The sequence below is a fragment of the Streptomyces sp. Qhu_M48 genome (assembly GCF_051305195.1).
GTDB lineage: Bacteria > Actinomycetota > Actinomycetes > Streptomycetales > Streptomycetaceae > Streptomyces.
The window spans coordinates 2,614,233-2,639,374 of the sequence record NZ_CP195432.1; the positions used below are offsets into that span (position 1 = coordinate 2,614,233).

General features: G+C 73.0%; 27 protein-coding genes. 16 read left to right on the top strand and 11 right to left on the bottom strand.

Annotation, left to right across the window (positions count from 1 at the left end):
- Window positions 1-74: 74 nt before the first annotated feature.
- A complete protein-coding gene (gcvP, locus tag ACRRSS_RS12135) occupies window positions 75-2,960 on the top strand; it encodes an aminomethyl-transferring glycine dehydrogenase (RefSeq protein WP_435971207.1) in 2,886 nt (961 codons plus the stop codon).
- Between the two features lie 103 nt (window positions 2,961-3,063).
- On the opposite strand, the gene ACRRSS_RS12140 is transcribed toward gcvP, so the two are convergent.
- Complete coding sequence (locus ACRRSS_RS12140; RefSeq protein ID WP_188266675.1) at window positions 3,064-3,270, bottom strand: DUF5999 family protein; 207 nt, start codon at window positions 3,268-3,270, stop codon at window positions 3,064-3,066.
- Window positions 3,271-3,612: 342 nt separating this feature from the next.
- Complete coding sequence (locus tag ACRRSS_RS12145; RefSeq protein WP_435971208.1) at window positions 3,613-4,203, bottom strand: hypothetical protein; 591 nt, start codon at window positions 4,201-4,203, stop codon at window positions 3,613-3,615.
- Window positions 4,204-4,681: 478 nt separating this feature from the next.
- On the opposite strand from ACRRSS_RS12145, the gene ACRRSS_RS12150 reads away from it, so the two are divergent.
- The gene (locus tag ACRRSS_RS12150; protein ID WP_435971209.1) at window positions 4,682-6,181 is read left to right on the top strand and encodes a glutamate--cysteine ligase; all 1,500 of its coding nucleotides are present in this window, start codon (window positions 4,682-4,684) and stop codon (window positions 6,179-6,181) included.
- 175 nt (window positions 6,182-6,356) lie between these two features.
- On the top strand, window positions 6,357-7,139 hold the full coding sequence (locus ACRRSS_RS12155) for a CPBP family intramembrane glutamic endopeptidase (RefSeq protein ID WP_435971210.1): 783 nt from the start codon (window positions 6,357-6,359) through the stop codon (window positions 7,137-7,139).
- Window positions 7,140-7,219: 80 nt separating this feature from the next.
- On the opposite strand, the gene ACRRSS_RS12160 is transcribed toward ACRRSS_RS12155, so the two are convergent.
- Window positions 7,220-8,029: a PhzF family phenazine biosynthesis protein gene (locus ACRRSS_RS12160; protein WP_435971211.1), complete on the bottom strand. Its 810-nt coding sequence runs from the start codon at window positions 8,027-8,029 to the stop codon at window positions 7,220-7,222.
- A gap of 174 nt (window positions 8,030-8,203) precedes the next feature.
- Here ACRRSS_RS12160 and ACRRSS_RS12165 point away from each other — a divergent pair, with 174 nt between their 5' ends.
- Entirely contained in the window at window positions 8,204-8,833 is a 630-nt protein-coding gene (locus tag ACRRSS_RS12165; RefSeq protein ID WP_435971212.1) for a PadR family transcriptional regulator, read from the top strand.
- A gap of 69 nt (window positions 8,834-8,902) precedes the next feature.
- Here ACRRSS_RS12165 and ACRRSS_RS12170 read toward each other — a convergent pair whose 3' ends face one another.
- Window positions 8,903-9,334: a type II toxin-antitoxin system Rv0910 family toxin gene (locus tag ACRRSS_RS12170; RefSeq protein WP_435971213.1), complete on the bottom strand. Its 432-nt coding sequence runs from the start codon at window positions 9,332-9,334 to the stop codon at window positions 8,903-8,905.
- Between the two features lie 69 nt (window positions 9,335-9,403).
- Window positions 9,404-9,628 (bottom strand): hypothetical protein, encoded by a 225-nt coding sequence (locus tag ACRRSS_RS12175; protein ID WP_384119045.1) that lies wholly within the window; start codon window positions 9,626-9,628, stop codon window positions 9,404-9,406.
- Between the two features lie 196 nt (window positions 9,629-9,824).
- Between ACRRSS_RS12175 and ACRRSS_RS12180 the strand changes: the two genes are divergently transcribed.
- The 3 genes from ACRRSS_RS12180 to ACRRSS_RS12190 all read left to right on the top strand — a co-directional run bounded on the left by ACRRSS_RS12180 (window position 9,825) and on the right by ACRRSS_RS12190 (window position 12,778).
- Window positions 9,825-10,457 carry a Clp protease N-terminal domain-containing protein gene (locus ACRRSS_RS12180; protein WP_435971214.1) on the top strand — a complete coding sequence of 211 codons (633 nt, stop codon included), beginning with the start codon at window positions 9,825-9,827 and terminating at the stop codon, window positions 10,455-10,457.
- Between the two features lie 41 nt (window positions 10,458-10,498).
- Complete coding sequence (locus ACRRSS_RS12185) at window positions 10,499-11,581, top strand: EamA family transporter (protein ID WP_435971215.1); 1,083 nt, start codon at window positions 10,499-10,501, stop codon at window positions 11,579-11,581.
- Between the two features lie 225 nt (window positions 11,582-11,806).
- Complete coding sequence (locus tag ACRRSS_RS12190; RefSeq protein WP_435975308.1) at window positions 11,807-12,778, top strand: DMT family transporter; 972 nt, start codon at window positions 11,807-11,809, stop codon at window positions 12,776-12,778.
- A 67-nt stretch (window positions 12,779-12,845) separates the two neighbouring features.
- Here ACRRSS_RS12190 and ACRRSS_RS12195 read toward each other — a convergent pair whose 3' ends face one another.
- Together ACRRSS_RS12195 and ACRRSS_RS12200 are read right to left on the bottom strand one after the other, a co-directional pair.
- Window positions 12,846-13,487, bottom strand: a complete 642-nt coding sequence (locus tag ACRRSS_RS12195; RefSeq protein WP_435971216.1) for an FMN-binding negative transcriptional regulator — start codon at window positions 13,485-13,487, stop codon at window positions 12,846-12,848.
- A 55-nt stretch (window positions 13,488-13,542) separates the two neighbouring features.
- The gene (locus tag ACRRSS_RS12200; RefSeq protein WP_435971217.1) at window positions 13,543-14,226 is read right to left on the bottom strand and encodes a pyridoxamine 5'-phosphate oxidase family protein; all 684 of its coding nucleotides are present in this window, start codon (window positions 14,224-14,226) and stop codon (window positions 13,543-13,545) included.
- A 23-nt stretch (window positions 14,227-14,249) separates the two neighbouring features.
- Between ACRRSS_RS12200 and ACRRSS_RS12205 the strand changes: the two genes are divergently transcribed.
- On the top strand, window positions 14,250-15,584 hold the full coding sequence (locus tag ACRRSS_RS12205) for an aminotransferase class I/II-fold pyridoxal phosphate-dependent enzyme (protein WP_435971218.1): 1,335 nt from the start codon (window positions 14,250-14,252) through the stop codon (window positions 15,582-15,584).
- Window positions 15,585-15,620: 36 nt separating this feature from the next.
- Here the strand turns inward: ACRRSS_RS12205 and ACRRSS_RS12210 are convergent, their stop codons facing one another.
- Window positions 15,621-16,706 (bottom strand): DMT family transporter, encoded by a 1,086-nt coding sequence (locus tag ACRRSS_RS12210; protein WP_435971219.1) that lies wholly within the window; start codon window positions 16,704-16,706, stop codon window positions 15,621-15,623.
- Window positions 16,707-16,779: 73 nt separating this feature from the next.
- Between ACRRSS_RS12210 and ACRRSS_RS12215 the strand changes: the two genes are divergently transcribed.
- On the top strand, window positions 16,780-17,682 hold the full coding sequence (locus tag ACRRSS_RS12215; protein ID WP_351909094.1) for a LysR family transcriptional regulator: 903 nt from the start codon (window positions 16,780-16,782) through the stop codon (window positions 17,680-17,682).
- Window positions 17,683-17,867: 185 nt separating this feature from the next.
- On the opposite strand, the gene ACRRSS_RS12220 is transcribed toward ACRRSS_RS12215, so the two are convergent.
- Window positions 17,868-18,335, bottom strand: coding sequence for a pyridoxamine 5'-phosphate oxidase family protein (locus ACRRSS_RS12220; RefSeq protein ID WP_435971220.1), 468 nt, complete (start codon window positions 18,333-18,335; stop codon window positions 17,868-17,870).
- 78 nt (window positions 18,336-18,413) lie between these two features.
- Between ACRRSS_RS12220 and ACRRSS_RS12225 the strand changes: the two genes are divergently transcribed.
- Complete coding sequence (locus ACRRSS_RS12225) at window positions 18,414-19,148, top strand: cysteine hydrolase (RefSeq protein ID WP_435971221.1); 735 nt, start codon at window positions 18,414-18,416, stop codon at window positions 19,146-19,148.
- Here the strand turns inward: ACRRSS_RS12225 and ACRRSS_RS12230 are convergent.
- Window positions 19,135-19,536: a Rieske (2Fe-2S) protein gene (locus tag ACRRSS_RS12230; protein WP_435971222.1), complete on the bottom strand. Its 402-nt coding sequence runs from the start codon at window positions 19,534-19,536 to the stop codon at window positions 19,135-19,137. The genes ACRRSS_RS12225 and ACRRSS_RS12230 overlap by 14 nt on opposite strands.
- A 267-nt stretch (window positions 19,537-19,803) precedes the next feature.
- On the opposite strand from ACRRSS_RS12230, the gene ACRRSS_RS12235 reads away from it, so the two are divergent.
- Both ACRRSS_RS12235 and lepB read left to right on the top strand, forming a co-directional pair.
- Complete coding sequence (locus tag ACRRSS_RS12235; protein ID WP_435971223.1) at window positions 19,804-20,943, top strand: AraC family transcriptional regulator; 1,140 nt, start codon at window positions 19,804-19,806, stop codon at window positions 20,941-20,943.
- Window positions 20,944-21,046: 103 nt separating this feature from the next.
- The gene (lepB, locus tag ACRRSS_RS12240) at window positions 21,047-21,655 is read left to right on the top strand and encodes a signal peptidase I (protein WP_435971224.1); all 609 of its coding nucleotides are present in this window, start codon (window positions 21,047-21,049) and stop codon (window positions 21,653-21,655) included.
- Between the two features lie 7 nt (window positions 21,656-21,662).
- Here the strand turns inward: lepB and ACRRSS_RS12245 are convergent, their stop codons facing one another.
- Complete coding sequence (locus tag ACRRSS_RS12245) at window positions 21,663-22,280, bottom strand: TetR family transcriptional regulator (RefSeq protein ID WP_435971225.1); 618 nt, start codon at window positions 22,278-22,280, stop codon at window positions 21,663-21,665.
- 188 nt (window positions 22,281-22,468) lie between these two features.
- On the opposite strand from ACRRSS_RS12245, the gene ACRRSS_RS12250 reads away from it, so the two are divergent.
- The 4 genes from ACRRSS_RS12250 (at window position 22,469) to ACRRSS_RS12265 (ending at window position 25,104) form a co-directional block, all read left to right on the top strand.
- Complete coding sequence (locus ACRRSS_RS12250; protein ID WP_351909080.1) at window positions 22,469-23,149, top strand: DUF6230 family protein; 681 nt, start codon at window positions 22,469-22,471, stop codon at window positions 23,147-23,149.
- Between the two features lie 97 nt (window positions 23,150-23,246).
- A complete protein-coding gene (locus ACRRSS_RS12255; protein ID WP_435971226.1) occupies window positions 23,247-23,909 on the top strand; it encodes a DUF6114 domain-containing protein in 663 nt (220 codons plus the stop codon).
- Complete coding sequence (locus ACRRSS_RS12260) at window positions 23,906-24,712, top strand: DUF6230 family protein (protein ID WP_435971227.1); 807 nt, start codon at window positions 23,906-23,908, stop codon at window positions 24,710-24,712. Before ACRRSS_RS12255 ends, ACRRSS_RS12260 begins: the two co-directional genes overlap by 4 nt.
- A 5-nt stretch (window positions 24,713-24,717) precedes the next feature.
- Complete coding sequence (locus tag ACRRSS_RS12265) at window positions 24,718-25,104, top strand: DUF6114 domain-containing protein (protein WP_435971228.1); 387 nt, start codon at window positions 24,718-24,720, stop codon at window positions 25,102-25,104.
- Window positions 25,105-25,142 lie beyond the last annotated feature (38 nt).

Here is a 25,142-nt window from a genome sequence, read left to right on the forward strand (position 1 = left end):
CAGAGGGGGAGGCCGTCCGGGTACCCGCGCCGTGGTGCCCCTCGCAGGTCGTGACGACCAGGAGGCCTCCGTACATGACCGCCAACCGCATTCCGCTCTCCGAGCTCGAACAGGGCATTCCGTTCGAGCAGCGGCACATCGGGCCCGACGCCGAGGCGCGCGCCAAGATGCTCGCCCAGGTCGGTTACGGCTCCCTCGACGAGCTCACGGCCGCCGCCGTCCCGGACGTGATCAAGAACGCCGAGGCGCTCGGCCTGCCGGCCGCGCGCACCGAGGCCGAGGTGCTCGCCGAGCTGCGCACGCTCGCCGACCGCAACCAGGTCCTCTCGCCCATGATCGGCCTCGGGTACTACGGCACCTTCACCCCGCCGGTGATCCTGCGGAACGTGATGGAGAACCCCGCCTGGTACACCGCGTACACCCCGTACCAGCCGGAGATCTCGCAGGGCCGCCTCGAGGCCCTCCTGAACTTCCAGACCGTCGTCGCCGACCTGACGGGGCTGCCCACCTCCGGCGCCTCCCTCCTCGACGAGGGCACCGCGGCCGCCGAGGCCATGGCGCTCGCCCGGCGCGTCGGCAAGGTCAAGAACGGTGTCTTCCTCATCGACGCCGACGCCCTGCCGCAGACGATCGCCGTCATCGAGACCCGCGCCGAGCCGACCGGTGTCGAGGTCGTCGTCGCCGACCTCGGCGACGGCATCCCGGCCGAGATCGCCGAGCGCGGCGTCTTCGGCGTGCTCCTCCAGTACCCCGGTGCCTCCGGCGCCGTCCGCGACATCAAGCCGCTGATCGACGCCGCCCACGAGCTCGGTGCCATCGTCACCGTCGCCGCCGACCTGCTCGCGCTCACCCTGCTCACCTCGCCGGGCGAGCTGGGCGCGGACATCGCCGTGGGCACGACGCAGCGCTTCGGTGTGCCGATGGGCTTCGGAGGCCCGCACGCCGGCTACATGGCCGTCCAGGACAAGCACGCCCGCTCCCTGCCCGGCCGTCTGGTCGGTGTGTCCGTCGACGCCGACGGGAACCGCGCCTACCGCCTGGCCCTGCAGACCCGCGAGCAGCACATCCGCCGCGAGAAGGCCACCAGCAACATCTGTACCGCTCAGGTGCTGCTCGCCGTCATGGCCGGCATGTACGCCGTCTACCACGGCCCCGAGGGCCTCAAGGGCATCGCGCGCCGCACCCACCGGTACGCCGCGATCCTCGCCGCCGGCCTGACCGCCGGAGGCGTGGAGCTCACCCAGGGCGCCTTCTTCGACACCCTGACCGCCCGCGTGCCCGGCAAGGCCGACGAGGTCGTCGCCGCCGCCCGCGAGGCCGGTGTGAACCTCTACCGCGTCGACGCCGACCACGTGTCGATGTCCTGCGACGAGACCACCGGGCGCGCCCAGCTCGCCGCCGTGTGGGGCGCCTTCGGCGTCACCGCCGACGTCGAGGCCCTGGACGCCGACGCCGAGGACCAGCTGCCCGCCGGTCTGCTGCGCTCCGACGCGTACATGACCCACCCGGTCTTCCACGCGCACCGTTCCGAGACGTCGATGCTGCGCTACCTGCGCAAGCTCGCCGACCGCGACTACGCGCTCGACCGCGGCATGATCCCGCTCGGGTCCTGCACGATGAAGCTGAACGCGACGACCGAGATGGAGTCCGTGACCTGGCCCGAGTTCGGCCAGATGCACCCGTTCGCCCCGGTCGAGCAGGCGCAGGGCTACGTCACGCTCATCACCGAGCTGGAGGAGCGCCTCGCCGAGGTCACCGGCTACGACAAGGTCTCGATCCAGCCGAACGCCGGTTCGCAGGGCGAGCTGGCCGGTCTTCTCGCCGTCCGCGCCTACCACCGCGCCAACGGCGACGAGCAGCGCACGGTCTGCCTCATCCCGTCCTCCGCGCACGGCACCAACGCCGCCTCCGCGGTGATGGCCGGCATGAAGGTCGTCGTCGTGAAGACGGCCGACGACGGCGAGGTCGACGTCGAGGACCTGCGCGCCAAGATCGCGCAGTACCGCGACGAGCTGTCCGTGCTGATGATCACCTACCCGTCCACGCACGGCGTCTTCGAGGAGCACGTCGCCGACATCTGCGCCGAGGTCCACGAGGCCGGCGGTCAGGTGTACGTCGACGGCGCCAACCTCAACGCGCTGGTCGGTCTGGCCAAGCCGGGCCACTTCGGCGGCGACGTCTCGCACCTGAACCTGCACAAGACCTTCTGCATCCCGCACGGCGGCGGCGGTCCGGGTGTCGGCCCGGTCGGCGTCCGCGCCCACCTCGCGCCGTACCTGCCGAACCACCCGCTCCAGCCCACCGCGGGCCCGGAGACCGGCGTCGGCCCGATCTCGGCCGCCCCGTGGGGCTCCGCGGGCATCCTGCCGATCTCGTGGTCGTACGTGCGCCTGATGGGCGGGGAGGGCCTCAAGCGCGCCACCCAGGTCGCCGTGCTCGCGGCGAACTACATCGCCAAGCGCCTCGAGCCGCACTTCCCGGTGCTCTACACCGGCCCGGCCGGTCTGGTCGCCCACGAGTGCATCGTGGACCTGCGCCCGCTGTCCAAGGCGACGGGCGTCACGGTCGACGACATCGCGAAGCGTCTCATCGACTACGGCTTCCACGCGCCGACGATGTCGTTCCCGGTGGCCGGCACGCTCATGATCGAGCCCACCGAGTCCGAGGACCTGACCGAGCTGGACCGCTTCTGCGACACGATGATCGCGATCCGGGCCGAGATCGAGAAGGTCTCCTCGGGCCAGTGGCCCGCCGACGACAACCCGCTGCACAACGCGCCGCACACCGCGGCCGCGCTGGGCGGCGAGTGGAACCACGCGTACACGCGCGACGAGGCCGTCTTCCCGGCCGGGGTCTCGGCCGCCGACAAGTACTGGCCGCCGGTGCGCCGCATCGACGGTGCCTTCGGCGACCGGAACCTGGTCTGCTCCTGCCCGCCGCTGGACGAGTACGACAACTGATCAAGGCATGAGGGCCGGTTCGGAGGAGTTCCTCCGGGCCGGCCCTCGGCTTTTCCGCTCTCGCGTGGTGTCGGTGTCGGTGTCTGTGTCGGCTCCGCACCGCTCAGGCGGCGGCCGTCACCTGTCCCGCGGTCAGCGGCCGGTGCGGGGCGATGATCTGCCCGTCCGGCAGCAGTTCACCGGTGTCCTCGAAGAGCAGGACGCCGTTGCACAGCAGGCTCCAGCCCTGCTCCGGGTGGTGTGCCGTCAGGCGGGCCGCCTCGCGGTCGGCGGAGTCGGCGGTGGGACAGGCAGGCTGGTGCTGGCACATGGGTGGGTTCTTTCGCTGCGTCGTGGTGGATGTCCTGCGGCTCTTGGTGCTCATCGCCGCCCCCGTCGGTCGGTTCGGTTCCGGTCCGGTCCGGTCCCAGTCTTGCCCCATGGACGCTCTTCCGCAGGTATTTGGCGGCAGCTCGTCCTTTCCCGGTAAGACGCATCACCCGCAGGGGCGGTTCAGGTCAACTGCACCGTCTCTTCGGGTGGTTCGGGGTGGTCCCAGTGGGCTAGTCCGTCCGGGCGGGGTGTTCGGGTGGAGCGTTCGGGCGGGGGGCTCGGACAGCAGTACGCCCCGTGACCCGGGTGGGTCACGGGGCGGAGACGCACGTGCGATGCATCAGGCGGGCGCCGCCGAGCCCAGGAGGGGCGGCGGCGCGAGGCGCGTACTCAGCACGGGCAGGAGGTCGGCGACCTGATAGGCGCGGTGGGCCGCGATCCCCGGCGGGGCGGGGGCCAGCGGCACCAGCAGATCGGCCGCGGCCGGGGACGTGGTGGCCCCGTCCGCCTCCGGTTCGGCGTGCAGCCAGAGGGTCAGCATGTACAGCTCCGGTACGGAGAGCAGTCGCGGCTGGTACGGGACGGGCAGCGCCTCGGCCTGGAGCAGCGCCCGCTCCGTGGCGGTGACGTACGGCCCCTCGAAGAAGTGCGAGAAGGACCAGCCGTCGGGGGTGAGCATGGTGTCCGCCGCGGCGATCGCCCGGTCCCCGTTCCGGATCAGGAAACGCCAGCCGGCGAGTCGGGTTCGGGGCGCGTGGCCCGGTGTCCCGGCGACTCCGAGGACGTGTACGGGCAGGGGGAGTTCGGGGCTCAGCGGTCCCTGCGCCGCCCGTAGGGCGGGAGTTCGCGCCTCGCGTACGGCGGTCGGAGAGCCGAGGGCCGCGAGGACACTGCGGAGGGCCGGCGCGGGGGCCGGGAAGGGTCGGAGCATGGTGGGTCGCCTCTCACTCAGGAGACACGTTGACGCGTGGGCGGGTACGACGGCGCTGTCGGCGGCGGGGCCAGAGAGGGCCATGAGGCCATGGCGGGGCGCCAACACTCTGCCTCGTCCGCGGAGTTTATACGACACGTGTTCACACAGTGTTTCCGCTAGACGTCGCCGATATTCCTGGCAAGGCGTCATCAGGTCTTAAATCGAGGGGAGTCGAAGCGGAATCCCGTGACGATGTCGCTCCCACCTGCGTATTCCTCGCGAAGGCGGACGGCTGGATTTCGATCCCGACTTCCGAGGCAATAGGACGTTGGTATATGTCGATTGTCGTATGCCTCTGGGACGTGACAGTGGTGCACTGCATCCAGCCTATCCTCCGACAGGCTTCCTCCGCAGGCGTTATGGATCAGTCGGGTGGGCATCATCGATCGTGACGCGCGGCCGTCATGGCGGCCGCCCACTGGGGAGGGACGCTTCGATGGGGGAGAAGGTCGTGGCCGACGGGTTCGGCCCGTCCGACCGGCAGCAGTACCGGAGAAAGCTCCAGCAGTGCCTCGCGGGGCTCGCGAGGCTCCTGGCGGAGAAGAGGTTCGACCGCCCGCGCAATCTCATGGGCGTGGAGATCGAACTCAATCTCGCGGGCGCCGACGGACTGCCCCGGATGCTGAACGGTCCGGTTCTCGAAAAGATCGCGAGCCCCGATTTCCAGACGGAACTCGGAATGTTCAATCTCGAAGTGAACATCGCACCCCACCAGCTCGGCGGGCGCGTATTCGACCGGCTCGCGGAGGAGATCGGAACCGGAATCGGATATGCCGACCGCAAGGCGGCGGAACTCGACGCGGGCGTCGTCATGATCGGCATACTGCCCACGCTCACCCAGGACGACCTGGTCTTCGAGAACCTGTCGACGGCCGACCGCTACACGCTCCTCAACGACCAGATCCTCGTCGCCCGGGGAGAGGAGTTCACGCTCGACATCCACGGCGTCGAACGGCTCCGGTGCACCTCGGACTCGATCGTGCCCGAGTCGGCCTGTACCTCGGTCCAACTGCACCTCCAGGTGACGCCGGCCCGGTTCGCCGCCGTGTGGAACGCGGCGCAGGCGGTGTCGGGGGTCCAGATCGCCCTCGGTGCCAACGCCCCCTTCGTCTTCGGCCGCGAGCTGTGGCGCGAGTCCCGGCCGCCCCTCTTCCAGCAGGCCACCGACACCCGGCCGCCCGAGCTGCAGGCCCAGGGCGTCCGGCCGCGCACCTGGTTCGGGGAGCGGTGGGTCGACTCGGTGTACGACCTCTTCGAGGAGAACGTCCGCTACTTCCCCGCCCTGCTGCCCATCTGCGACGACGAGGACCCGCAGCTCGTCCTCGACGAGGGTGGGGTGCCCCGCCTCCAGGAACTCGTCCTGCACAACGGGACCGTCTACCGGTGGAACCGGCCCGTGTACGGCTGGGTCGACGGGGTCCCGCACCTGCGCGTCGAGAACCGGGTGCTGCCGGCCGGGCCGACCGTCACCGACGTCATCGCCAACGCGGCCTTCTACTACGGGCTCGTGCGCGCCCTCGCCGACGACCCCCGGCCGGTCTGGAAGCGGATGGCCTTCGAGGACGCCGAGGCCAACTTCGACACGGCCTGCCGCCACGGCATCGAGGCGGAGCTGCGCTGGCCCCGCCCGGGCCGGGCGGGCGGCATGGCGACCGTCCCGGCGGTACGGCTCGTCCTCGACGAACTGCTGCCGCTCGCCGCCGCCGGGCTGGACGCCTGGCACATCGAGCCCGCCGACCGGGACTTCTACCTCGGTGTGATCGAACAGCGCTGTCTGCGGAAGGTGAACGGCGCCTCCTGGCAGGCCGACACCTTCCACCAGGCGCTGGAGTCGGGGCTCGACCGCGAGGCAGCGCTCGCCGCGACCACCCGCCGCTACCGGACCCTCATGCACGCCGGGGAGCCCGTGCACACCTGGCCGGTGGGGATCGACTGAGGCCGATCCCCCCGGAGCCTCGCGGGCGGGGGCGGGGCGGCGGCTGATCATGGCACAGTGGTCGGGGCGCCGCCGGGACGGTGTCCGCCGGGACGGCGTGTGCGGGACGGTGCCCGCCGGGTCGGCGTCCGTCCGCGACCGCGAAGTGGAGACAGGTGTGGTGTCGGAACAGCGAGTGAGTGATGCCGCCCTGCCTCCCGACGGTCTGTCCCGCCGGGTCCTGCGCTCCGAGACGCTCATCGTCCTCGCGCTCTCGCTCGGCGCGAGCGCGGTGTCGTCCCTCATCAGCTTCATCGGCTCCCTGACCAGGGACGCGGCGCTGAAGGAGCAGGCGGCGACGCTCAACGGCTCGTACGCACCCGGGCGGCCGTGGCTCGACCTGGCCTGGCAGCTCTTCGGCATCGCCACCGCCCTCGTCCCCGTCGTCCTCGTCGCGCACCTGCTGCTGCGCGAGGGATCCGGACTGCGGGCCATCGGCTTCGACCGGACCCGTCCGTGGTCCGACCTCGGACGCGGGACGCTGGTCGCGGCGGGCATCGGGAGCGCGGGGCTCGCCTTCTACCTCGCGGCGCGGGCGACCGGGTTCAACCTGACCGTGGTGCCCGAGTCGCTGCCCGAGGTGTGGTGGAAGTACCCGGTCCTCATCCTCTCGGCGGTGCAGAACTCCGTCCTGGAGGAGGTCATCGTCGTCGGCTATCTGCTGCGCAGGCTCGGGCAGTTGGGGTGGACGCCGATGGCCGCGCTGGTGGCGAGCTCGGTGCTCCGCGGCTCGTACCACCTCTACCAGGGCATCGGCGGCTTCATCGGCAACGTGGTGATGGGCGTGGTCTTCGTCCTTCTGTACCGGCGCTGGGGTCGGGTCGGGCCGCTCGTCGTGGCGCACGCGCTGCTCGACATCGTGGCCTTCGTCGGATATGGGCTGCTGGCGGGGAAGGTGGGCTGGCTGCCGACGGTGTGAGGCGGTCATGAGGCGGCCGTCACGGGAAGAGGGCGTACGGATGGTCCGTACGCCCTCTTCCCGTGTTCCCGCCCCGGTCGTCAGGCGTGGAGGTCGCCCTCGATGACCGTGACCGCGTGGCCGTTCAGGAGGGTGCGGTCGCCGCGCAGCCGCGTCCGGACGATGCCCGTGCGGGTGCCGCCCTGGAAGCCGACGAGGTCGTCGCGGCCGAACCGGGCCGACCAGTAGGGGGCGAGTGCGGTGTGGGCGCTGCCGGTCACCGGGTCCTCGTCGATGCCGACGGCGGGGAAGAAGCCGCGCGAGACGAAGTCGTAGCCGCCGTCGGGGCGTTCCGCGGCGGCGGTCACGATGATGCCGCGCGAGGAGAGGCCCTTCAGGGCGGCGAAGTCCGGTGTGAGCGCGCGCACGGTGGACTCGTCGCGCAGTTCGACGACGAGGTCGCCGATGTGGGCGGCCGTGTCGTGGACGGCGAGGACCTCGGCGCCGAGCGCCTTCTCCAGACCGTCCGGGGCGGGGACCGGGGTGAGGGAGGAGGTGGGGAAGTCCATCGTGATCGTGCCGTCGGCCTCGGCGGTGGCCCCGAGGATCCCGCAGCGGGCCGCGAAGCGTACGGCGCCGCTCGCCGTTCCGGTGGCGTGCAGGACATGGGCGGTGGCCAGGGTGGCGTGGCCGCACATGTCGACCTCCGTGGTGGGGGTGAACCAGCGCAGGGCCCACCCCGCCTCGCCGCCGGCGGGTAGGGGGTGGGCGAAGGCCGTCTCGGAGAGGTTGACCTCCGCGGCGACCTTCTGGAGCCAGGCGTCCTCCGGGAAGGAGTCGAGGAGCAGGACTCCGGCCGGGTTGCCGGAGAAGGGCCGGTCGGTGAAGGCGTCGACGATTCGGATCCGCATGCCGCCGACCGTACCGGGGGCGGAAAGCGGCGGGCCAAGGCCAATCGCGGAGAACTGGACCGGGTCGGGGTCAGCGGCAGGTCAGTCGAACGGCTTGCTCGGTGAACAGTTCCGATATATCGTTGACGCATCGCGACCATTCAGCGAGTAAATCCCGATGGAAGGAGCGTTGCGATGCGTTCACATGGACACGAGTACGGAAACGGACACGGGGCCGGCCGCGGAGGCTGTGGCCCCGGGCCTCGCGGCGACTTCGAGGGACGGCGTGCCGCGTTCGGCCCCTTCGGGCCGGGCTTCGGTGGGGGCCCCTTCGGGGGCGGGCCCTTCGGCGGTGGCCGCGGCCGCGGTGGTGGCGGCCGGGGGAGGGCGCGGCGCGGTGACGTGCGCGCCTCGATCCTGGCGCTCCTGAAGGACCGCCCGATGCACGGCTACGAGATGATCCGGGAGATCGGCGAGCGCAGCGACGGGGCGTGGAAGCCCAGTCCCGGCTCGGTCTACCCGACCCTCCAGATGCTGGAGGACGAGGGGCTGATCACCAGCGCGAGCGAGGGCGGCAAGAAGCTGTTCACGCTCACCGACACCGGACGCGCCGAGGCCGAGGAGGGCCCCGAGGCCCCCTGGGAGGAGGTCGGGCGCGGTGTCGACTGGGAGGCCGTGAACGAGATCCGGCAGGCCGGCTTCGGTCTGATGGAGGCGTTCGGGCAGGTCTGGAAGACCGGCAGCTCCGAGCAGCGTCAGAAGGCGGTCGGCGTCATCAACGAGGCGCGCAAGAAGCTGTACCTGATCCTCGCCGACGAGGACTGAGGATGCGGGGAAGGGCCCCGCGGCTGATGCCGCGGGGCTCTTCCCCGTACTCGGGTGACGGGCCGTGCCTCAGGCGACCAGGCCCGAGAGCCTGCGCAGCGACTCGGTCAGGGCCGCCGTCGCCGAGTCCTTGAGTCTGCCCGCCATCAGGGAGACCGCCGCGCCCGTGAAGGCGCCGTCGATCCGTACGGTCGTCGCGTGCCCGTCCGCCGCCGCCAACGAGTAGCGGGTGGTGACGAGGACGCCCATCGGGCCCTTGCCCTGGATGGCGAAGGCCCGCTCGGACTCCAGCTCCTCGATCGTCCAGAGCACCTCGGCGGGGAAGCCCATCAGTCTCATGTTCTCGGTGAAGGTGGCGCCCGCCTCCAGGGTCTCCGGGCCGCCGTGGGGGAAGCTGGTGTGGGTGGCGTTCCACTCGCCGTACGAGGAGAAGTCCGTGAGCCGCGCCCAGACCTTCCCGGCCGGCGCCTCGATCCGTGCCTCCGCGCTGACTTCGGCCATGAGACCACCCCTTCACGCGTGCCAACTGGGTTCCGGTGTCGCGGAACGTAGCGGTACGGTCGTGAACATTCAATACTGATGAACCGTCAGTTCCGCGGCGGCCGGTCCCGCGCTGTCGCCGATCCACCAGATCTCGGCCGCGTCGAAGCTGTCGGAGGCGCGGGGCGCGCCGTCCTCCTCGTGGCAGTGGAACGCCGCCCAGAACAGATCGGCCGGCAGGGCCTCCCGGGGCGCGTACACCCGGTAGACGTACTGCCGCCCGTCGAGCGCGAGCAGGGCCACCATCCAGAACACGACCGGAGGACGTTCGGGGAAGGGTCCGTGGTTGCGTCGGGGGCGCAAAGCAAGGCGGCGCGCGCCCCGTGGGGGCAACGTGCGCGATCTCATCCGTAAGGAGGAGGAACCGTGCGCACGTGCCCGACTCCGGTGGGATGCGGACATGCTCCTCCCCGGCGATGCCCGGACCGCCCGGGCCTGATGAGGTGGGAGGGTGCACCGTCCCGTCCCGCTTCCCCCGTCACCCCGGCAGCCCGCCGCCACGCGCGCGGAGCTCGCGCCCTTCCTCACGCCGTCTCTCGTGACCGTCGTGACGGGTGCCCGCCGCAGAGCGCTCCGCGACGGGGACCGCCAGATCGACACCGCCCACCTGCTGCACTCGCTCCTCGACTCCGACGCCGAGGCCGGTGCCGTCTTCGAGGGCGGCCGCCGGCTCGCCCGCGTCCTCGGATATCTCGTCCAGCGCTCCATCGGCTACGGCCTGCGCTGGCAGCGCTCGGTCGAGGACACCGGCACCAGGCGCCTGCTGCCCGCCGCGCGGGGGGCCGAGTCGCGTGACTCCAGGGCGTCCGGCTGGTCGCCGGCCGCGTCCGCCGCCCTGGAGGAGGCCTTCCGGCGGGCGGCGGAGCGCGGTGAGGCCCAGGCCCGCGGCCTCGACCTCCTCGCCGTCATCGCGGCCGACCCCGAGAGCCGGGCCGTCGAGGTGCTGCGCCGCGCGGGGGTCGATCCGGACGCGCTGGTCGCCCGTATCGCCACGCGGATCGGCGGTGGTGCGGCCGCCGGAAGGGCGGCCGGTACGGAAGGGTCCGTTCCGCGGTGTGAGGGCGGGTCGTCTCAACAGGTGTGACGGGGGTTACGCGCCTGACCGAGCCCTGTCATCATGGCCCGATGCACGCGTCTCAGGGGAGAAGCGCCGGCCTGGGACTCGCCCTGGCCTCGGCCTTCGCATTCGGCGGTTCAGGAGTGGCGGCCAAGCCACTCATCGAAGCGGGACTCGACCCGCTCCACGTGGTGTGGCTCCGGGTCGCCGGCGCCTCGCTCGTCATGCTTCCGGTGGCCTGGCGCCACCGCGACCTCCTGCGCCGCAAACCCGCTCTCCTCGTGGGCTTCGGGCTGCTGGCCGTCGCCGGTGTCCAGGCCTTCTACTTCGCCTCCATCTCCCGCATCCCCGTCGGGGTCGCGCTGCTCATCGAGTACCTCGCACCGGCGCTCGTCCTCGGCTGGGTCCGTTTCGTCCAGCGCAGGCCCGTCACCCGCGCCGCCGCCCTCGGCGTCGTCCTGGCCGTCGGCGGCCTCGCCTGTGTCGTCCAGGTCTGGTCCGGGCTCACCTTCGACCTCTTCGGCCTCCTCCTGGCGCTCGCCGCCGCCTGCTGCCAGGTCGGCTACTTCGTCCTCTCCGACCAGGGTTCCGACGAGGCCGAGCCGGCCGATCCGCTCGGCGTCATCGCGTACGGGCTGCTCATCGGCGCGCTCGTCCTGACCGTCGTCGCGCGCCCGTGGGGCATGGACTGGGCGCTCCTCGGCGGCAGCGCCGACATGGACGGCAGCGCCGTGCCCGCGTGGCTGCTGCTCGGCTGGATCGTGCTGATCGCCACGGTGCTGGCGTACGTCACCGGGGTCATCTCGGTTCGCCGGCTCTCCCCGCAGGTGGCGGGTGTCGTGGCCTGTCTGGAGGCCGTCATCGCGACCGTCCTCGCCTGGGTCCTGCTCGGTGAACACCTCGACGCGCCGCAGATCATCGGTGGCGCGGTGGTCCTGATGGGGGCCTTCATCGCCCAGTCCTCGACGCCGAAGGCGCCGGTGGCGGTGCCGGTCGCCGGGTCGGTCGCCGGGTCGGTCGGCGGTGGCGGTGACGCGGGCGATGTCGGCGAAACCGGTGACGGCCGTGATGCGCGTGCTGCCCGTGATGCCCGTGGTGCCGACGGGTCGGGCCGGGATACCGAGTTGTCCGCCGGGCAGAGCGCCCCCTAGGGTGCCGATCATGCATTCGACCGTCCTTCCGCCGCCCGCCGCCTAGCGCGCGGCGACCCTCCTCGACGAAGACCGGGCTCGGCCGGGCGACTCCTCGCCCCCGAGCGGTTCGTCGCTGCCCGCGCGCGGAGCCGAGCGACCACCTTTCCCTCCTGTCTTCCACGGAGAAGTCACGTGTCGAACACTTCGGAAACCGCCCTGTCCGGAACCCTGGACGGATCCGCCCTGCCGGGGTCCGTCCTGCCCGGGTCCGCCCTGTCCGTCGGGCGGAGTCTGCTCTATCTGATCGTCGCCGGGGTCGCCTGGGGCACGGCGGGCGCCGCCGCCTCGCTGATCTTCCGCATCAGCGACATGGGCCCGCTCGCGCTGTCCTTCTGGCGCTGCGTCGGCGGCCTCGTCCTGCTCCTCGGGGCGCTCGCCCTGCGTCCCCGGCGCGAGGTCTCCCGTACGGCCGGGGAACCGCGCGGCCGTCGGACGGCCCGCATCCTCGGCACCGGCATCGGCCTCACGGTCTTCCAGAGCGCCTACTTCGCCGCCGTCCAGGCCACCGGCCTGGCGGTCGGCACGGTCGTGACCCTGGGGGCGGGCCCCGTTCTCATCGCCCTCGGCGCCCGGCTCACCATGGGCGAGCGCCTCGGGCGCGGCGGCGTCGCCGCCGTCGTCGGGGCGCTCGCCGGGCTCTTCGTCCTCGTCCTGGGTGGCGGGGCGGCGGAGGTGCGGCCGCTGGGTGTCGTCCTCGCGGTCGTCTCGGCGGCCGGATACGCGGCGATCACGCTGCTCACCCGGTGGCTCGGCCGGGACGGCGGCGGTACGGACGCCCTGGCCACCACCACCTGGGCGTTCGCGATCGGGGCGGCCGGGCTGCTGCCGGCGGCGCTGGTGGAGGGCCTCCTCCCGCACACGGACGCGCCGGTGAGCGTGGTGCTCCTCCTCGTGTACGTGGCGGCCGTGCCGACCGCGCTGGCGTACGCGCTGTACTTCGCCGGGGCGGCGGTCGTCCGGGCCGCCACCGTCTCCGTGATCATGCTCCTGGAGCCGGTGAGCGCCGCCGTGATCGCGGTCTCGTTGCTCGGTGAGCGCCTCACCGCCGCGATCGTGCTCGGCACGCTGCTGCTGCTCGCCGCCGTCACGGGGCTCGCCTTCGCCGAGGCCCGGGCGGCGGCCGCGGAACGCAGGCGGGAGGCGGTGGCCGCGTAGCGCGCCCGCGGCCCTGCCTGCCGCCGGTGGCGCCCTGTCTCCGGCAGGCGTCCGCCGCCCGTCGGTGTCAGCCGACGCGGCGGCGCTGCTGGTGGGTCCGGGCCGCCAGGTCGCCGGGGCCCGCGCGTTCGGCGAGCCGGTCCATGACGCGGTCCTGGACCTCCGGCGGCTTGTTGCCCGCGTACTTGAACTTGGCCCGCACCTCGGTCACCTCCAGGCGCAGCACCCGGATGCCGGACAGGAGGCGGCCGAAAGGGGCCTCGCCCGGGACGGCCGGGGCGGTGCCGCCGTCCGGCTGGAAGTGCGCGACCTGCCGGTTGAGCAGCTCGGCCTTCTCCGCCGGGTCGTCGACGACGTGCGCGGTGCAGCGCAGCTGGACGGCGGCGTAGTACGACGTCGGGGTGCCGTGGGCGGACGGCGTGCCCTCGGGGGCCGTCCACGTGCCCGGCACGAAGACGTGGTCGTCGACCACGCTGAGCAGCACCGTCGGGTTCGCCTCCAGGGCGCGCCACAGCGGGTTGGGGCGGGCCAGGTGGGTCAGTACGCGGCCGTACGGGCCGGGCTCGGCCTCGTACCGGAAGTGCGCCGGCTGCACCCACGGCGGGTCTCCGGGCAGGCCGTTCACGGCGAGCTGTCCGAAGTCGTGCCGGGAGAGCCAGTCGCGCCACTCGCCCTCGTCCTGTGCGGCGTCCCAGGGGTGGATCAGCATCGTGCGTCCTTCCGTCCTTCCGTCGTTCCCTCGTGCGTACGGTTCGGGGATCGGCTCAGAGCGCGGTCAGGTACGCGGGCACGGCGACCGCCGGGTCGAGGTCGTCGGCCGGCACCGGTGTGCCGTAGCCGCCGCGCACCGGGACCACACCGGACCAGTACGGGAGGTCCAGGTCCTCGGCGTCGTCGTTGGGGCCGCCGGTGCGGACCTTCGCCGAGACCTCGTCCAGGTCGAGGCGGATCACGGCGGTGGCGGCGAGCTCCTTGGCGTTCGCGGGGCGCGAGTCGGCGGAGCGGCCGGGGACGACGTGGTCGACCAGGGCGTCCAGGGCCGTGCGCAGCTCGTCGGGGTCGGTGACCTGGTGGGCGGTGCCGAGGACCACGACCGAGCGGTAGTTGAGGGAGTGGTGGAACGCGGAGCGGGCCAGGACGAGGCCGTCGACGTGGGTCACGGTCAGGCAGACCGGCAGCCCCGGCGAGGTCACGCCGTCGCCGGCCGCGCGCAGGGGCCGGGAGCCGGTGGAGCCGTGCACGTAGAGGCGGTCGCCGACGCGGCCGAAGAGCGTCGGCAGCACGACCGGGGCTCCGTCGCGGACGAAGCCGAGGTGGCAGACGTAGGCCTCGTCGAGTATCGAGTGGACCAGTGCCTTGTCGTACGAGGCGCGTGCGCGGGAGCGGGTGGGCACGGTCCGGTCGGTCGGCGTGTACGTGTCGGCGGCGGCGGTCATTGCGTACTCCATTGCACTAGTGCATACTTGGCTTTGTGCTAGGAGAGTATCGGATCGAAGGTCGCCGCGCATCGGACATCGCCGCGAGCGTGGAGCGAGGCGTCGCCGACGGGTCCCTGCAGCCCGGTGAACTGCTGCCGCCCATGAGGGAGTTGGCCGGCGACCTCGGCGTCAACCCCAACACCGTCGCCGCCGCCTACCGCACCCTGCGCGAGCGCGGGGTCATCGAGACCGACGGGCGGCGCGGCAGCCGGGTGCGCCCGCGCCCCGCCACGACCGCGCGCGGCTCGATCCGGGTCGAGGCCCCCGCGGGGGTCCGCGACGTCAGCAACGGCAGTCCCGACCCCGTCCTGCTGCCCCCGCTCGGCGAGGCCTTCGCAGAGGTGGCGCGGCGGTACGCCGAGCGGCCCGGCATGTACGGAGAGACGCCCATCGACGAGGAGTTCGGGCGGCTCGCGCGCGCCGCCTTCGACGCCGACGGAGTGCCGGACGGGCCCATCGGTGTCACCTCGGGCTCCCTCGACGCCGTCGAGCGCGTACTCGCCGTCCACCTCAGGCCGGGCGACGCCGTCGCCGTCGAGGACCCGGGCTGGGGCAGCCTCCTCGACCTGGTGCCCGCGCTCGGGCTGCGCCCCGTGCCGATGGCCGTCGACGACGAGGGGCCCCTGCCGGAGGAGGTCGAGCGGGCCGTCCGGAAGGACGGGGCGCGGGCGGTGATCGTGACCGACCGGGCGCAGAACCCGACCGGGGCGAGTGTGACCGAGGGCCGGGCGCGGGAACTGCGGAGGGTCCTCGCCGGGCATCCGGGCGTGCTCCTCGTCGAGGACGACCACGGGCACGGCATCGTCGCGCAGCCGCTGCGCCCGCTGGCCGGGGGCACCGACCACTGGGTGCTGATCCGCTCGGTCGCCAAGGCCTACGGGCCCGACCTGCGGATCGCCGCCTTCACCGGCGACGCCGAGACCGTCGACCGGGTCCTCGGGCGGCAGCGGCTCGGCCCGGGCTGGGTCAGCCGGCTCCTCCAGGGGACCGTCGCCCGCCTCTGGGCCACGGAGTCCGTGGACCCGGCCGTCGTCGCGCGCGCGTACGGGAAGCGGCGCGACGGACTCGTACGCGCGCTGGCCCGCCGGGGTGTCGAGGCCCACGGGCGCTCCGGCATGAACGTGTGGGTGCCGGTCGCCGACGAGACGGGCGCGGTGGCGCGCCTCATCGCCTCGGGGTGGGCGGTGGCGCCGGGCGCGCGGTTCCGGATGAACACGGGGCCGGCCGTCCGGGTCACCGTCTCCGGCCTCACGGTCGCGGACGTCGAACCCCTGGCCGACGCCCTGGCGCGGGCGGCGGGACCGGTGGCGGCTCGGAGCTACGGGTAGCGGCCGGACCCGTGCGGAGCAGGGGCCGCTCCCGGGTCAGACCGGGGTGCCGGTCCGCCGTCCAGGGGCCCTCCCGGCATCGGCCGCCCGTTCCCGGGAGGCCGTGTCCGGGCCGGCCTTCCGCTCCTGGCCGTCCGTCTCCGGGGCGGCGGCCCGCTCCACCGGGAGGGGCGTCGCGACCGCGCGGCGGCGGGAGGTGCGGGTCTGGGTGAGCGCCGCGCCCGCGAGGACGACGACGGCGCCGACCGGGGTGTTCCAGGTGAGCTGCTCGTCCAGGACCGCGACGCCCGCCGCCGTGGCGATGACCGGGATGAAGTACGTGACCATCGCCGCCGTCGTCGGGCCGACCTCCGCCACCACGCCGTACTGGAGCAGCATCGCGTACCCCGTGCCGAGCGCGCCCAGCGCGATCACGGCCAGCAGCGGCACCACCTCCACCGACTCCGGGAGCGAGGTGAACAGCGGGGTGGCGATCGCCAGTTGCAGGGTGGCGAGCCCGACCTGCGAACCGGCGAGCGAGAGGTTCGAGACGCCCGTGCCGCTCAGCGTCCTGCGGACGTAGATCCAGCCGACCGCGTAGCTGAACGAGGCGAGCAGGGCCAGCGCCGTGCCCGTCACGTCGAGTCCCGAGAACCCCTGCCACGCTCCGAGGACGGTGAGCACGCCCATGAAGCCGATGCCCAGACCGGCCGCGCGGACCCGGGTCGGACGGTCTTCGGAGAGCGCGACGAGGGAGAGCAGCATGCCCCACAGCGGCGTCGTCGCGTTGCAGATGCCCGCCAGGGTCGACGGGATGGTCAGCTCCGCGTACGCGAAGAGGGAGAACGGCAGCGCGTTCAGGAGGAGGGCCGCGACCGTCAGATGACCCCAGACTCGCGCGCCGCGCGGCAGGCGGTCACGCTTCACGGCCATCGCGACGGCGAGCACCGCCGTACCGAAGAGGAGCCGCCCGAAGGTGACCTGGAACGGTGCGAAGCCCTCCGTGCCGACCTTGATGAGGAGGAAGCTGAAGCCCCAGATCAGGGCCAGCACACCGAAGCGGACACGCCAGTCGAGCAGACGTGAGGCGGGGGAGGGAGGGGAGGTGGGGGACGGCGGGGAGGGCGGGGCTGCGGGGCTCATGCACTCAGGGTGACGGGACCGACCTCGTAGAACAAGCGAGAATTCCTCGACCCCTCCCCTTAGAATCGCTTACATGTTGAATCTGGAGCGCCTGCGCACCCTCGACGCCGTCGCCCGGCACGGTTCGGTCAGCGGCGCGGCCGACGGTCTGCACGTCACGACCTCGGCCGTCTCCCAGCAGCTGTCCAAGCTGGAGCGCGAGGTGGGACAGCAACTGCTCGCCAAGAACGGCCGGGGCGTCCGGCTCACCGACGCCGGGCAGCTGCTCGCCGAGCACGCCGCCCGGATCCTCTCCCAGGTCCAGATGGCCCAGGCCGACATCGAGGCGCAGCGCGGCCAGGTCGTGGGCGAGGTGCGGGTCGCGGGCTTCCCGACGGCGGCCCGTGGGCTCTTCCCCGCCGCGCTCGCGGCCCTGCGCGAAGGTCACCCCGAGCTCCGGGTCCGTACGACGGAGCTGGAGCCCGAGAACGGGGTGCGCGCGGTGCTGCGCGGCGACGCGGACCTCGCGCTCGTCCTGGACTGGAGCAACAAGCGGGCGCCCGTCCCCGGCGGCCTGGAGCGAGCCCACCTGCTGGACGACACAGCGGACGTGGCCCTGCCCGCCGGGCACCCGCTGGCCGGACGGGAGACGGCCGACCTGGTGGACTTCGCCGACGAGGAGTGGGTCTCCTGGCCCGAGGGAGAGTTCTGCCACGACTGGCTGATGTTCACCCTGCGCTCGCAGGGCATCGAGCCGCGCATCGGGCACCTGGCGGGCGAGCACCACACGCAACTGGCCCTGGTCGCGGCCGGACTCGGCGTGTGCGTCACGCCCCGGCTCGGCCGGCCGGTGCCGGACGGCGTCGTCTTCGTCCCCGTACGGCAGAAGGTGCGGCGCCACATCTACGCCACCTGGCGCGCCGACGCCGGCCGCCGGCCCTCGGTGCGGGCGGTCGTCGGGGCGCTGCGGGCGGCCGCCGAGCCCTTGGGGAGCTGAGGCGCCGAGGAGCCGGGGCCGCCCGGAGCCAAGCCTCTGGGGAGCCGGGCCCCCGGGGGTCGGACCCCTGGTGGGTCGATCGCCCCGGGGGGTCGTACCCCTGATGGGCAAGCGCGCCGGGGCTCGGACCCCTGATGGGCCGGCGTCTCGGTGGGAAGTCGAGGAGCCGCGTTCTTCCGCTCCCGTCAGAAGCCCCCGAGCTTGCGGAAGTCCCAGGAGGCGACGGCGTCCGGTGTCAGCCGCATCCAGGCGTGCCGGCCGTCGTGCGGCATGGCGTCCAGGCCGAAGTTCTTGGCGGCGAACAGCTGCTCGGGCACGTCGAGTTCGGGGCACGGCTCGCCCGTACGCGGAGCCTCGCCGACGAAGGTGACGGTGCCCGACAGCTCGACACCGCGCAGTTCGCCGTACTCCTCGCCGTCGTCCACCACGACGGCGACCCTCGGATCGGCCCGCAGCTCCGCCCAGCGGCGGCTGCGCGTCAGCGAGTACAGCCAGAGCGAGGAGCCGTCCCAGGCGAACCAGAGCGCGCTCACGTGCGGCCGGCCGTCGGCGGACACGGTCGCGACCCGGCAGGTGCGCTGTTCGGCGAGGTAGGAGTCGAGCTCCGCCGGGGTCATCATGATCCGGCGTCCACGGCGTTGTGTGACGGTCATCGTCCGCACCCTTCTGGATTTCTGATGAAACGTCAGAAAGCATGGAGGGCCATTCGCGCGCGTGCAAGAGGAGTGACCATGGGGCAGGGGCAGGGGCAGGGGCAGGGGCATGGTCGGGGTCAGGGGTCGGGGCGGGGGCGCAGTTCCAAGGAGCGGCTCGGGGAGCTGATCCGCGCCGACGGCGGGGTCGTGCTGCTCACCGTCGAGTGCCAGCAGGGGGTCGTGGGCCCGGACAGCGCCCTGCCCGAACTGGCCGCCGTGGCCCGCGCGTCCGGGGCCCTGCGGAACGTCGCCCGGCTCGTCGCCGCCGCGCACGAGGCGGACGTCCAGGTCGTCCACGCCGTCGCGGAGCGGCGTCCCGACGGGCGGGGCGCCAACAGCAACGCCCGGCTCTTCCGGGCCGCCTCCCGCCTCCCCGTACAGCAGCACAGCGGCAGCACGGCGGTGCGGATCGCCGAACCGATCCAGGTCGCGGAGGAGGACCTCGTCGTACGGCGCCTGCACGGGCTCTCCCCGCTCGCCGGGACCGATGTCGATCCGCTGCTGCGCAACCTCGGCTGCCGGACGCTGATCGTCACCGGCGTCTCCGCCAACGTGGCCGTGCCCAACGCGGTCTTCGACGCAGTGAACCTCGGTTACACGGTCGTCGTGCCCGGCGACGCCATCGCGGGGGTGCCTGCCGACTACACCCCCGCGATGATCCGTCACACCCTCGCGCTCGTCGCCACGATCACCACGACCGACGAGGTGCTGGGGTGCTGGAAGGCCCCCAGGAGCTCCGCGCGCCCCGGTGACGCGGTCACCCGAGGCTGATCTCCTCGCCCACGACCTGGATCGGCTCCGGCGGCAGCGGCGCGGTCGCCGGGCCGGATTTCACGCTGCCGTCCGACATGTCGAAGTGGCTCTGGTGGCACGGGCAGACGATCACCCCGTCCTTGACGCCGCTCACGGCGCAGCCCGCGTGGGTGCACTTCGAGGAGAAGGCCTTGAACTCGCCCGCCTTGGGCTGGGTGATCACCAGGCCCTTGTCGGCGAGCACCTTTCCGCCGCCCACCGGGATGTCCCCGGTCCGTGCGAGGGCGGTGCCCTCCGGTGCCGGGGTCCCGTCGTCCGTGCCGCCGCCACCGCAGGCGGCGAGCGCCGCTGTCAGGCCCGCGCCACCCGCCGCCGCGACCACCGTCCGGCGTGCCACTCCGCTCATGCGTCGTCCCTCTTCCCTCGGTGTGTACCGGTCTGTTCGGTCTGCTCGGTGCGCACTCGACGCGTGCTCTGCGCGTGTGCGGCGCACTGGAGCGTCGGCCCGACGGTACGGCTGTGAGCTGTGTCCCGTTCACAGGTTGGCCGCTCCGGAGCCTTACAGTTCTGGGTAGAGTGTCGGATCGTGGACATCTGACAGTGAAAGTGTCCAGGTTGCCGGGTCGGACGGGACGCTGCGGGAACGGGGGCGACGGGGATGCCGACGTGGTCGGTGAGTGCCCATCACGTACGGGCCGTGCTGCTCGGCGCCGAGCGCGGCGGAGTGGCCCCCGGCCCGCTCCTCGCCCGGGCCGGCCTGCCCGCCACGCTCCTGGAGGACCCCCGGACGGCGGCCAGGGTCCCGGCGGAGCGGTTCGGGCAGCTCGTCAGAATGCTGTGGGCCATCCTCGACGACGAGCTCATCGGCTTCGGCGGCGCGCCCAGCAAGGTCGGGACCTTCGCGATGATGGCCCACGTCGCCGTGCATGGCAGCCGCGACCTGCGCGAGGCGCTCCGCCGGGCCCAGACCTTCTACTCCCTCTTCCCGGCCGGCCCGCGCTTCCGGCTCGTGGAGCCGGAGGTGGTGGGGCCGGGAGCGGTGGTGCCGGAGGTGGCGGGACCCGCTTCGGGAGGGGCCGCCGACGGCGTGGACGAGGCACGGATGGAGTTCGACGTCTCCGGGTACGACGACCCGCTCCACTTCGGCGCCGAGTCCACCGTCCTCGTCGCGCACCGCTTCGCCGGCTGGCTCGTCCGGCGCCGGATCGGCCTGCGGCGGGTCGAGTTCGTCCACCCCGAGCCCCGGCACGCCCCCGAGTACGCCCTCCTGTTCGGAGCCCCCTGTGTGTTCGGCGCCGCTCGGACGGCGGCCGTCTTCGACCGGGCGGACCTCGACGAACCCGTCCTGCGCGACGCGGCCGCGCTCCGGGTCTTCCTCCGCCGCGCCCCCGGCGACGTCCTCGTCCGCGCCGACTACGGCAGTACGGCGACCGGCCGCGTACGGCACCTGATCGGGCGGGCCCTGCCCGCCGGGCCGGTCCCGACGCCCGATGAACTCGCCCACCGGCTGTCCGTCAGCCCGCAGACCCTGCGCCGCCAACTGGCCGCCGAGGGAACGACGTACCAGCGGCTGCGTGATCAGGTGCGGCGCGACCACGCCGTCGCCGAGCTGGCGGGCGGCCGGACATCGATCGAGGGGCTCTCCCGGCGGCTGGGGTTCTCCGAACCCAGCGCGTTCCACCGGGCGTTCCGGCGCTGGACGGGTGAGACGCCCAAGGCCTTCCAGGTTCGATTCGGTGCCGGTGCCGGTGCCGGTGCCGGGTCGGGGGCGGAGCCAGGGTCCGGATCCCGTTCACTCGGTCAACAACCCTGAGCGGTACGGTCACAGCCGTCGTCCGCCCCCCGTCCTACCGTCCGGCCATGACCGAAATCGACCGGTCCGGCGCCCTGTGGCCCCCGGACCCCACCCGAGCCCTATGAGCCCGCGCCGGACGGTCGGCGCCGTTCTCGGGGCCGGGGGCGTGCTCTGCCTCGTCGCGGTGGTGGCCGTGACGGCTCTCGGCGTACGGGTCGACGGCGCCAGCATGGCCCCCACCCTCCGGGCGGGCGACCGTGTCCTGATGACGCCGGGCTCCGCCGGGGAGGCGCACCGGTTCGACGTGGTGCTGCTGAGGGCCACCGGGAGGGACAGCCTCCTGGTGAAGCGGGTGATCGGGCTGCCCGGGGACCGGGTCGCGATCGTCTCGACGCCGGACGAGCCCTTCCAGGTCCTCCTCCAGGAGCGGGGGGCCGGCCCGGTCCGCCGGGTGGTGGCGCCCCAGTGGACGGCGCAGGCCCACCGTACGGGCGCGTGCTGCGGACCGGACGGCACCCGGTCGGCGCGGACCGAGCTGCGGACCGTCCCCGAGGGCTCGTTCTTCTACCTGGGTGACAACCCCGATCTCTCGGACGACTCGCGGGCGTACGGCTGGGGCGAGATCGCCCGGGTCGAGGGCAGGGTCGGCGTGCGGGCCTTCCCGGTCTCCGCGTCACCGGAGCTCGGCAACAGACCCGTTCTCGAGGAGCACCGGGGGCCGAGCCCGTAGGGGGCGTCTAACGGGCCCGGCCCGTGGGCGGGGCCTGCTCGTGGCCGGTGCTCAGTGCGACCCGGACCACCGTGTCGGCCACGCGGCGGGCCGACTCCTCGGGCGAGGAGGAGGACTGGACGATATGACTCGCGGTCAGCCGGACCGCCGCGTCGACGGCGAGTTCGCGCGCGACCGGATCGACCGTGGGCCAGGCCTCGTTGACGTACGCGTCGGCCATCTCGGTCGCCAGGTCGAACGCCGCCGCCGACCGGGTCGTCAGGTACGACAGGAGTCCGTCCTCGCCGGTGCTCGTCAGCATGGCCCTGATCAGCGGGTTCCGCCCGGCCAGCGTGAGCGTGAAACCGACGGCGGCCTCGACGGCGGCCCGCAGGTCGTCCCGGTGTGCGTCCAGGCCCTGCTGGATGCCGACGAGGCAGCGTTCCAGCTCGCGCTGGAAGAGCGCCTCGCCGACCGCCTCCTTGGAGGGGAACTCCGAGTACAGCGTCTGGCGGCTGACGCCGACCGCGCCGGCCAGGTGCGCCATGCGCAGCTTGTCGAAGCCGCGGTCCGCGACCGCCTCGTACGCGGCGTCCAACAGGCGCTCGCGCAGCAGCGTCCGGACCGTCTCCCTGAAGCGTGGCATCGGCCAAGCCTAGTCCAGCGGTCATTCTCCCCAGCATGGTCCGAAGTGTTGACACTCAACCTGAGAGTGTCTAATTCTCGTACAGGCAGCCGCAAAGTGTCATCCGTCTCCGACCATCCGGCCGCGGGACGCACGGCTGTTCACATCCCCACCCGCGCGGCTCGTGCGGGACGACGGTTGGAGATCACATGGAGCACGAGACCAGAGGCGTCACCCGCTGGCGCAGATCGGCGTTCCTCGCCGTGCCCGCCACGGCGGCCGTCGCCGCCATGGCCACGGCCATGGTGCAGGGCGCCCTCGCCGCGAACCTCTCGCTGACCAGCGTCCCCTTCACCCTCAGTTCCAAGACGGTGGCCGCGCCGCAGGGCATCGGCGCGGTCATGCACACCATCGACGCCGGCGGGGCCAAGGGGGCCGCCGAGGTCGGCATCGCCAAGGCGGGACTCGACGGCATCTGCGTCCACGCCGTCCAGTCCGTCAACCTTCCGGTGATCGGCAGCCTCGGCACCTGGTCGCTCAACATCTCCTCGCCCGCGGCGGCCACCCCGCTCACCAGCGACCAACTCGTCGCCGGTGCCGGGCTCCAGGCCAACAAGCTGGTCCTGGACGCCCAGTCGCTCAAGGCCGCCACGGCCACGCTCAACGCGAGCGACGCGACCCCGAACGTCATCGGCGCCGCCGCCGACGGCGCCGGGATCAAGGGAACCGGCATCACCGACGGCACCCCGGGCCAGTTCGGCCTCGACGCCACCGGCGGCCGGACCGACATCAGGAACCTCAACGCCGATGCCAACGGCGCCACCATCTCCGGCGCGATCACCCTGCCCGACCTCGCCATCGGCATCGCTCACGGCGACAAGGGCTGCTGAGCCGGAACCGCGTGCCACGGACCGGGGCCCGCGCCCCGATGCGGGCGTGGGCTCCGGCCCCCATCACCCCCGACCCACCGTCAGCTGTGAGGCCCAGATGACCACCGATCCGCCGCCCGAGCCGAGAGCCGAGGCGATGGCCGAGCCGAGCGCCGAGCCGAACGCCGAGCCGCCGGCCGGGGCGAGCCCGGCCCCGGCCCCGGCCTCGCCCCCCAAGCCCACTCCCGAGGTCGACGTGCTCGCCGCGAACGCCACCGCCACCCTCGGCGCGCATGCCACCGCCGCCGCGCCTGCCACCGCCACCGCCCTCGGCCCGCGGCCCCGGGGAACGCGAGCCGCGTTCCGGAGCTGGCGTCGTACCCGGCCGTTCTGGGCGACCGTCTGGACCGGACTCGGTGGATTCGTCATCTTCTTCCTGCCGATGGCGCCGCTCGGCAAGATCCTCCAGGTCGGCGTCGGTGGCATCGCGGGCATGGCGGGCGGTGTCGTCCTCATGGCGATGGCCCTGCTCATGCTGGTGCTGCCCGGCCAGCGCCACACCGCAGGTGTCATCGCGGTCATCGCGGGGGTCGCCTCGTTCCCCCTGTCCAACCTCGGCGGCCTCTTCGTCGGCATGGTCCTCTCGATCCTCGGCGGGTGCATGGCCTTCGGCTGGCTCCCCGAGAAGCCCGCCAAGCGGCGCGGTGGCCTCCTGCGCCGAACGCGGCCGACCGCCGGAACCTCCGTACCGCCCGTATCCGTGGGGAGCGGCTCCGTATGACCCACCTCTTCTCCCGTGCGCCCCTCGTCGGCACGGTCCTCGCCCGGACGCGTGACGCCGGCGCCCGGATCCGTACGACCGGCTCCCGCGCCACCGCCGACTGGAACGCCCGGATGCTCGCCGAAGCGGCTGACGGCACCCGGCGCGGCACCCGTTGGGGGCGCGGCGCGCTCACCCTCATCCCCTCGGCCCTCGCCGTCGGAGCCCTCGGCGGCGCGCTGGCACAGGGCGCGCTCGCCGCCAACTTCAGCGTCGCGGGGCAGCCGTTCACCCTCACGTCCAACGGCATCCAGGGCAGCGGCTTCGGCGCCATCGTCAACACCCCCGCCGTCGGACGCCCGGACGGCACCACGACCACCAACACGGCCATGGCACGCGTCGGTTTCGCGAGCGCCGGGCTCGCCGGGCTGTGCGGCATCGTCCACCAGACGATCGCGGGAGTCCCGTACTCGCTGCTCCTGACGGGCGGCCAGAAGGTGACGGCCACCCCGCCCGCGAGCTTCACCACCGACATCGACGCCTCGAACCTGTACATCCAGGCGACCGAACTCCAGGCGTACGGGCCGACCACCCTCCAGAACGCGGTGCTCGGCCAGTCCGCCGACCAGGTCACCGTGGCCGGCAAACCGCTGACGGGCGCACTGCCCGGCGGGTTCGGGCTCGGCTCGGCGGGCGGCGAGGGCGGCAGCTCCATCAAGCTGCACGGGCTGAACGCGACCGCGTACGACGCCGAGATGGCCGGGGCGCTCGTCCTGCCGGACCTGAAGATCAGGGTCGTAGCCGGAACGGCCACGACATGCTGAGGCGGGTGCGGGCCGCGTCCGGGTGGTTCCGGGCCTTCCGTCGTACCCGGCCGTTCTGGGGCGGGGTGTGGCTGGTCGCCGGAGGGTGGACCGTCCTCAAGTTCTCCCTCAGCTCCCTGCAGCTGATCGTGAGCACGGGCTTCGGGGGAGTGGCCGGCTACCTCGTCGGCGGCGGGATGATCCTCTGCGGGCTCATCCCGCTGGCACTGCCCGGCCAGCGGTACACCTTCGGGCTCATCGGCGTGGTCCTCGCCGTCGTCTCGCTCGTCGTCTCCAACCTCGGCGGCTTCCTGCTCGGCATGACGCTGGGAGTGCTCGGCGGTTCCATGATGGTCGGCTGGGGTGCCAAGCGGCCGCGCCGCCGCCGAGCAGCGGTGGAGGTGGAGGGGTGAAGGGGGCCTCCTCGCGCGCGTGCCCGGCGGCCGCCCTC